We start from the raw sequence: 8,498 nt of genomic DNA, 5'->3' as shown, positions 1-8,498 counted from the left end.
TAATACCAAAAGAATCAATCTTTCGCTTAGTGGCCGTTGACGCTAGGTCGTCGGCTTGGGCTGCGTATTCTACGCTTTCCCGTGTCGGCGTCAAGTGTTTTTTCAAACTTTCTTTTCGCCTTGAAGGTTTCAATTTGAACCCTTCAACTGACTCGTCATTGGCGTGAGCCGCCTGCCGTGTCAGTGGTTGCGCATTATAGGGAGCTTAAAATTTTGTGCAAGCGTAAAAAGCAGAAATAATGCAAAAACATGACCGAGAGGTGTTTTTTCAATCGAAAAGAACAAAAAAAGGACTATTCGTCCCTTTTTTGTCTATTTTACTCGGTTCTAGCCACCAAAGAATCGTGTTTCCTGTTTGATTTCGATTGGGCTACCCTCTATTTGTGCACTGATCTTGATGTCTATCTTGGTAATGGTCCTTTTTAGTTCCACTGGATCAACTGCAATACTAATAGGTAGGGTTAATACTTCGCCCGCTTCTATTGCAACATGTTGTGGGCCAATCCATTGAGCATTTGCTAGACCTTCTACACTCAAGTCATATTCTTGTGGTTGTTCAGTCTTATTAAGGATTTTAATGGTGAAAGTATTCTCCGTATTCCCTTGGCTGTTCTCACGGAATAATGAATTACGGTCACGAATCACATCCATACGTACAGGTGCAATGGTCGCACTAGCATAAATAAACACGAGTATCATGACGGTAAGTACGACGCCATAACCGACCAGTTTAGGTCTTAATACTTTCTCTTCTATATTCTCGAGTTTGTTTTCGGTCGTGTAACTAATTAGCCCTTTGTCGTAACCCATACGCTCCATTGTGTTATCGCATGCATCAATACAAGCACCACAGTTAATGCATTCATATTGCAGGCCGTTTCGAATATCAATCCCCGTTGGGCATACCTGCACACACAAGTCACAGTCGATACAGTCACCTAATCCCATCTCTTTAGGATCTTGCTTGCGTGTTCTTGGACCTCGAGTTTCACCGCGTTTTGTGTCGTAACCTACTATATAGGTATTTTTATCAAACATTGCGGCCTGAAAGCGAGCATACGGACACATATGAATACACATGATTTCTCGCATCCAACCAGCATTACCGTATGTAGCGAAAGTAAAGAAAATTATCCAGAAATAGATCCCACCACTGGCATTGAGGGTAATAAAGTCGATATAGAGTTCACGACTTGGGACAAAGTAAGAAACGAATGTGGTGGCGGTGAGTAATGAAACCAGTATCCACGATGTGTGCTTAGCCGCTTTGCGCCATAATTTATCAACACTCCATGGCATTTGATCGAGCTTGATACGTTTATTGCGTGCACCTTCAAACTTCTCCTCAAACCAGATAAAGATAAAAGTCCATACGGTTTGTGGACAGGTATAGCCGCACCAAACACGACCTAGGTAGGTTGTCACAAAAAACAATCCAAACGCTGCAATAGTAAAGAGTGCTGCGAGCAAGGTAAGATCTTGTGGCCATATCGTTAAACCAAATACATGAAACTTTTGCTCGGCTAGATTAAACCATACTGCTTGACGATCTCCCCAAGGCAACCAAGGTAACAGCAGAAAGAATAACATGGCTATCCATCCCATCTGACGACGTAGTGTGGTCCACATACCATCAATAGCGCGTACGTAAATACGGTTGCGCGGATTGAAGCGGTCTGCTTTACTGGCATCAGGCTGATGGATTTTAATACGTTGTTGTTTAGAGAAATCCTTGGGGTTAGATTCTTTCGTCATTTTACAGCCTTACTGCTTTAATATTGAACGATAACTAGCTTATTATATAGGTAATAACACATTATTGGATAAAAAGATGAGAGGTTGGATAGGTTTAGCAATAATCGCGGGCGTTGTTTATTATTTCGCGACAGAAACTGACAAACTTGATAAGCCAATTAATGACATCACAAGTATGTTTACTAAGGCTGACAAAAAGTTGGATTCGATGACGGGGACAAAAATCATCCGTGTCGATACACATATTCCACAAGTTAAAGCAGAAATATACGAGCGATTATCAACGATAGAAATTCGTGAATTAGATGGCATATTTGTGAGTAATGAAAGTATTGCCGAGTTTAAAAATCAATACTGCCATAGTAGTGCCCGCCACCCAGTTTTTAGCAAAGAAAATCTGCAATTTATTTGCGATAAAATCTGAGTGAGTTAACGCTTTTACGGTAACAAATTGACCTAAGTATCAAATAAGCCTAGCCTTTGTGTAATATTTACAATAGAGGCTAGGTTTTTTTATGACGCAATCTCAACCAAAATCAGTATCAGACATCTTTGACCCAGCCTTGTGGGATGTTGTCACTGGATTTAACTTTGAAGACATCACTTATCACCGCGCAAAATCTCAGGGTACCGTTCGTATCGCAATTAATCGTCCAGATTGCCTAAATTCATTTCGCCCTAAAACAGTAGACGAACTCTTTATAGCATTAGACCATGCCAGACAATGGTCTGATGTAGGTTGCGTACTATTAACCGGAAACGGCCCTTCAGCAAAAGGTCAGCATTCATTCTGTGCCGGCGGCGATCAGCGTATTCGCGGCAAAGATGGCTACAAATACGAAGGAGCTGAAGAAGGCCAACCAGATGTTGCCCGCATGGGGCGCCTGCATATTTTAGAAGTACAGCGACTTATTCGCTTTATGCCTAAAGTGGTTATTGCAGTTGTACCTGGTTGGGCTGTTGGCGGCGGCCACAGTTTGCATGTAGTGTGTGATTTAACACTAGCCTCTAAAGAACATGCTGTATTTAAGCAAACCGACCCTGATGTAGGCAGTTTTGACTCTGGATACGGCAGCGCCTACCTAGCGAAAATGATAGGCCAAAAACGCGCCCGTGAAATCTTCTTCCTTGGCTTTAATTACACCGCCGAAGAAGCCTTTAATATGGGTATGGTTAACCGTGCAATTCCACATGCTGAGCTCGAAACAGAAGCATTAGCCTGGGCCAAAGAAATTAACTCAAAATCGCCTACTGCAATGCGCATGCTTAAGTATGGCTTTAATATGACAGACGATGGTTTAGTGGGCCAACAGCTATTTGCGGGAGAAGCCACACGTTTAGCTTATGCAAGCGAAGAAGCACGGGAAGGACGTGATGCATTTTTAGAAAAGCGCGACCAGGATTTCTCACGTTTTCCTTGGCACTACTAAGGCTTAACTTACCTATAAAGTAGATGCCTAGAACACTGTAACCTCATTAATATAAAAGTCCTTTTTAAGGATTTTTATATTTTTGCGATTACAAAAATAATTCCTAATCGAAATAATAGTTTTAAACAATCGAACCAACCCTCTTTACATGATAATGAGAACTGTTATCATTTAATTAAATCAACAGGGGGAATTCATCATGAAAAAGACTATTAGCTTTGCCGTTTTACACTTCAGCGTCGCATTTACGATTACCTATTTATTAACAGGTAGCATTGTTATCGGTGGTGCGATTGCCTTACTAGAACCCGCAGTGAATACCGTGGTGTTTTATTTCCATGACAAAGTCTGGAAGAACATTGAGTCTAAACAGGCTCATTCTGTTGCAATATCAGCGGAGCCTGCTCAGCTTGCTAGCTAGTCACATCATGGTTAAAGGATAACCATAATGTGACCAGAGACAAACAAGATTATACGAGTTTAACGATTGCTACGTCATAAGCAGCAAGGTTTGCACTGCCTAATACATATTGGCCTTGTAACTCATTCGGTACAGTTTGTGAGTAGCCTGCATAGTTAAATAAATAAGCATAATTACCACGTTGCACAAGGCGCATATCTTTTGGCAGTGCAATAGTCACTAGCCCTAATTCAGCCGCCAACACGGTAAAATACTCGAGCAAAAACGCATCACACGTGAGTGTGGCCACATAACTGGTATTTTGATAACGCGCGAGTGCTGGGTTACCGTCATGATAAGTCGCGACAACATTAACACCCTCTGCAAGTTCTAACTCTTCACGCCAACACTGACTTTCAAATTTAGCCCCGTTAAAATGCAATACTTCACTGCAATCTGGACGAATGGTTTCAGTTGATAGCACTTTTACAGGCACTAATGCTTGTAACACGCCAGGTGCTAGCATTGGTACTAATGACAACTCATCGGTTTTACTGCCTGAGCGCGGACCTATCACCAGGTGCACATTAGCTTGCTGACATTTATCAACAAATGTTTGTGGCACGATGGGTAAACATGGTGCAACTACTAGAGCGTACTGAGTTAAGTCGTGGTCTACTGACACAAAATCAACGGCTAACCCTAACTGGCGTAACGCCGAGTAATAAGCAAATTCAACGCGCTGATGATTATAACTGTCACCCTGACGTTCAATTTCGGTCACCCACTGGCTATTTGCCCCCGTTACAATCGCCACTTTAGCTTGTACAGGATCGCTAATGGTAAAATCGACTTTAGCCAATTCATCACGCATTTGTTCCACTTCCGCCCAGGCGGCAGCTTTTGAATTGTCGTTACGCTTAATACCTGCATGCATCTGCTCTTGAGCAAACGGCACTTGGCGCCAACGGAAATAACATACGCAGTCTGCGCCATGAGCAAAGGCTTGCCAGGACCACAGTCTGACCATGCCTTTTTCAGGACGCGGATTATGGTGCGCCCAGTTTACTGGCCCCGGTTGTTGCTCCATTACCCAAAAGTTTTTATTGCTGACGCCACGGCTTTGGTCAAACGAATAACTTGAAAAGTCAGGGTGACCGGTACGCATGTAGGGTTTAAATTGTTCTGCAGGCATGTGCTTAAAGAACATATCTGAACGACCTAACGGATAATTATCATAACTCACAAAATCAAGATTTTTGGCTAACGCAAAGTTATCAGCCTGGGTGTCTACCAGCGGAATAAAGTTGTGGGTGACAAAACGATTGGGGGCGTGGGCACGAATGATTTCAATCATCGCATCGTGAAACTTAACCACTTGATCTGAACTAAAACGACGATACGCCAATTGATGTGCAGGATTGGTTTCGGTCACGGCTAAAATAGGCAACTCGATTTGCTCAAAGTCTTGATACTCCATCGACCAAAACACATTGCCCCATGCCGTATTGAGCTTTTCAACATCATGTTGATAATAGTCTTTACACCACTGTTGAAATGCCAACTTAGCCACTAACGAACCGCTATGTGTTGTGTCATGACACGCTATTTCATTGTCGGTTTGCCAACCACATACGCTTGGGTGCTTACCGTAACGCTCAGCAATCACGGTTGAAATACGCATGGCTTCACGGAAATAATTTTGGCTAGAAAAATCATAATGACGACGCGAACCAAAGCCACGTGTAGTGCCGGTGTTAATGTCGACAGGTAAAATGTCTGGGTATTTATCGATTAACCATTTCGGAGGCGTTGCCGTTGGGGTGCACATGATCACCTGTAGCCCTTCATTGGCAAGCGTTTCAATCGCACGGTCTAACCACTCAAACGAATATTCTCCGTCGCGGGCTTCAATTCTAGACCATGCAAACTCGCCTATTCGCACATACTGTAATCCGAGCTGACGCATTTCTTTCGCGTCTTGTTGCCACATAGATTCAGGCCAATGCTCTGGGTAATAGCAAACTCCTAACATGTTAATCTCCAATAAATTGTGCGTAAACCTCAGGTGAACACTAGGGCATGCTGATCTTTGTTGGTTGAATTTTGTTCGAGTTAAAAACGTTTTAATCGAGGCGAATGGATTGATGCCTAGTCATCTAAGCAACTCTTTATTTGCAAAGAGTCATTCAACAAAGAGTAAAACGTTTTTAGCCGACCCCTTCGGGCAGCATTTGTTGGCCATTTTTACTGCGTTATCGACTTTTTATGTAGAATAACTACACATCGAAGTCTCTGCCGCGCAGTTGTAAATGTGAGTAATGGCCAACAATTCGCTGCAAAAACAACCTTGAAAGATCAACAGGCCCTAAATTCACAGTTATTTTGTTCTAATGTCATAGCCCAAACAATGGTTATTTGACGAAATTTTAATGACAGATAATATACTAACTTAGTATTTATATGATATATAGTATTTTAAATAACTGGTTCTGTGTTACCGCGGATATCAATGGCTCAATCCATGGTATTACGCTTTCATTATGCAGCACAGAACTGTTAAACGAGACTCTCAATCAAGGAATGTTTACTCATGTCGCATCATCCACAATTCGTTTTGCTAAATGGCCAGCACACCAGCTTGGTTGTTGATTGCAGCAATAAAACCCCAGCAATCTTATATTTTGGCAAAAAGCTATCGTCAAAAACTACCTACGACATGATGAAGCAACTTAGCACAAGGCAAGAAGCTAAGTGTTCTGTTGTGATTGAGGCACCGATTTCGCTGTCGCCTTTAATGGGTGAAGGCTTTACTGGTGCACCTGGTATTGAAGTGTTTGATAACAACATTGCTTGGTCTATTGGCGGCACACTAACCTCGGTGACCCAACCCTCTGCCAACGAAGCGATTTTTGAGTGTATCGACAGCTTACGTCACTTAAGCGTAAAACATCATTTAACCCTAGACCCCCACTCTGACGTGCTCAGTGCCACCACCGAATTAACCAACTTAGGTAGTAGCACTGTTAATGTGAACTGGTGTGCAGCGCCTACTATTCCAATGCCATTGCATATCGACCAAATTATGTCTTTTGAAGGCCGTTGGTCTAATGAGTTTCAACGTAAATCGTTCGATATGTTCTTAGGCAGCTTTGTGCGTGAAAACCGTAAAGGTAAAACATCGCACGACAACTTCCCTGGCATGGTAATGCACAACAAACTGACCCACGAACAAGGTGGTGAGTGTTATGGCTTCCACTTAGGTTGGAGCGGTAACCACAAAATGCGCGCAGAACTACTGGCTGAAGGTCGCAGTTATGCGCAATTAGGCGAGTTATTAATGCCAGGGGAACTCGCCCTAGCACCCAATGAGTCTTACACCAGCCCGACACTGTATACCGCCTACTCAAACCAGGGTTTTAGCGGGTTGTCGCATCATTTCCACCAGTTTGTACGTCAATCATTAATCACCGACAAAGTGCGCCAAAAACCACGCCCTGTGCATTACAACACCTGGGAAGGGATTTATTTTGACCATGATGTCGCGGTTTTACAGTCTCTAGCCACTCAAGCGGCAGACATTGGTGCAGAGCGCTTTGTACTTGATGACGGTTGGTTTAAAGGGCGTCGTGGTGACTTTGCCGGTTTAGGTGATTGGACTGTTGACCGCGAAATCTACCCAGATGGTTTGCAGCCATTAATTGATCATGTCAATAACGTCGGCATGGAGTTTGGTTTATGGTTTGAACCAGAAATGGTTAACCCAGACAGTGACTTGTACCGTAACCATCCAGAATGGGCACTGCAAACGGCAGGTAACGAGCAACTTAAATTTAGAAAACAGTTGGTGCTAGACATGACCAACCCAGCAGTAACAGATTATTTATTCAATGCAATTAACGACATTTTGGTTGAGTACCCGCAAATCGTCTACATAAAATGGGACATGAACCGCGACTTAAACCACGCGGGTAACCTAGCTGGCAAGCCAGCAGTACACCAACAAACACTGGCGGCTTATGCGTTAATAGAACGCTTGAAGCAAGCACATACTCATGTTGAAATTGAAAGCTGTTCGTCTGGTGGTGCGCGTGTGGATTATGGCGTATTACGTTATACCGACCGTGTTTGGACGTCAGACTCAAACGACGCATTAGACCGACTTACCATTCAACGTGGTTGTTCATTCTTTTTCCCAGCAGAAGTGATGGGCGCGCACGTAGGTCCACGCGATTGTCATATTACAGGCCGCAATATTAGTATTGCCATGCGCGCCGCGGTAGCGTTCTTTGGTCATATGGGTATTGAAATGGACCCGCGTGAATTAACCGACGACGAACGTCAGCAATTACAACAAATCATTAAACTGCACAAACAGCATCGTCAATTGATCCACAGCGGCAAGCTCGTGCGCTTAAATACCGATGGCGACTCCATTAATTTTGGTATTGTTAACGCAGAACAAAGCCAGGGATTATTTGCTTATAACAGCGTAAAAGAAACCCAACGCACTAATCCACCTAAGTTCCACTTTGCCGGATTAGATGCAGACAAAGACTATAAATTATCACTTGTATGGCCAGCTGGGTTCTCGTTCTACTCTCAATCAATATTGAGCGTAATAGAAAACCAAACCTTTAGCGGCGAAGCATTGATGACCTTTGGTATGCAATTGCCTATCACCTTCCCGCAGACTTCATTGATTTTTGAATTAAACCAAGTGAAATAACAAGGTTTTACGCATTCAACTTATCCCCATAAGCAAAAGAGCATCTAGATTAGATGCTCTCAGACTGCTGACAAAGCTCTAGACATTCGTCTAGGGCTTTGATCTAATAGAAGTACAGATAATAACCAAGTTTATCATCATGCTTCGAGAGCCTAGTCCACAGCAATATGAATTAGAGATGGTG

Annotated in this window: 6 protein-coding genes; 4 read left to right on the top strand and 2 right to left on the bottom strand. The window is 43.1% G+C overall.

The annotated features are described in order from the left end of the window. Positions 1-327: 327 nt before the first annotated feature. Complete coding sequence (gene ccoG, locus GQA99_RS19920) at positions 328-1,755, bottom strand: cytochrome c oxidase accessory protein CcoG (protein WP_160056937.1); 1,428 nt, start codon at positions 1,753-1,755, stop codon at positions 328-330. Positions 1,756-1,819: 64 nt separating this feature from the next. Here ccoG and GQA99_RS19915 point away from each other — a divergent pair, with 64 nt between their 5' ends. The 3 genes from GQA99_RS19915 (at position 1,820) to GQA99_RS19905 (ending at position 3,606) form a co-directional block, all read left to right on the top strand. Beyond that, positions 1,820-2,179 carry a hypothetical protein gene (locus tag GQA99_RS19915; protein ID WP_338091745.1) on the top strand — a complete coding sequence of 120 codons (360 nt, stop codon included), beginning with the start codon at positions 1,820-1,822 and terminating at the stop codon, positions 2,177-2,179. 91 nt (positions 2,180-2,270) lie between these two features. Next, on the top strand, positions 2,271-3,185 hold the full coding sequence (locus GQA99_RS19910; RefSeq protein WP_160056935.1) for a 1,4-dihydroxy-2-naphthoyl-CoA synthase: 915 nt from the start codon (positions 2,271-2,273) through the stop codon (positions 3,183-3,185). Positions 3,186-3,384: 199 nt separating this feature from the next. Next, positions 3,385-3,606: a DUF2061 domain-containing protein gene (locus GQA99_RS19905; RefSeq protein ID WP_160056933.1), complete on the top strand. Its 222-nt coding sequence runs from the start codon at positions 3,385-3,387 to the stop codon at positions 3,604-3,606. Between the two features lie 49 nt (positions 3,607-3,655). Here the strand turns inward: GQA99_RS19905 and GQA99_RS19900 are convergent, their stop codons facing one another. After that, on the bottom strand, positions 3,656-5,620 hold the full coding sequence (locus GQA99_RS19900) for a beta-galactosidase (RefSeq protein ID WP_160056931.1): 1,965 nt from the start codon (positions 5,618-5,620) through the stop codon (positions 3,656-3,658). Between the two features lie 558 nt (positions 5,621-6,178). Here GQA99_RS19900 and GQA99_RS19895 point away from each other — a divergent pair. Further along, positions 6,179-8,314 (top strand): alpha-galactosidase, encoded by a 2,136-nt coding sequence (locus tag GQA99_RS19895; protein ID WP_160056929.1) that lies wholly within the window; start codon positions 6,179-6,181, stop codon positions 8,312-8,314. Positions 8,315-8,498 lie beyond the last annotated feature (184 nt).

The sequence above is a fragment of the Shewanella litoralis genome, from assembly GCF_009828585.1.
In the GTDB taxonomy this organism is placed as follows: Bacteria; Pseudomonadota; Gammaproteobacteria; order Enterobacterales; family Shewanellaceae; genus Shewanella; species Shewanella litoralis.
The sequence above is the reverse complement of the archived record's forward strand: the minus strand, read 5'-3'. Positions and strand labels throughout refer to the sequence as shown.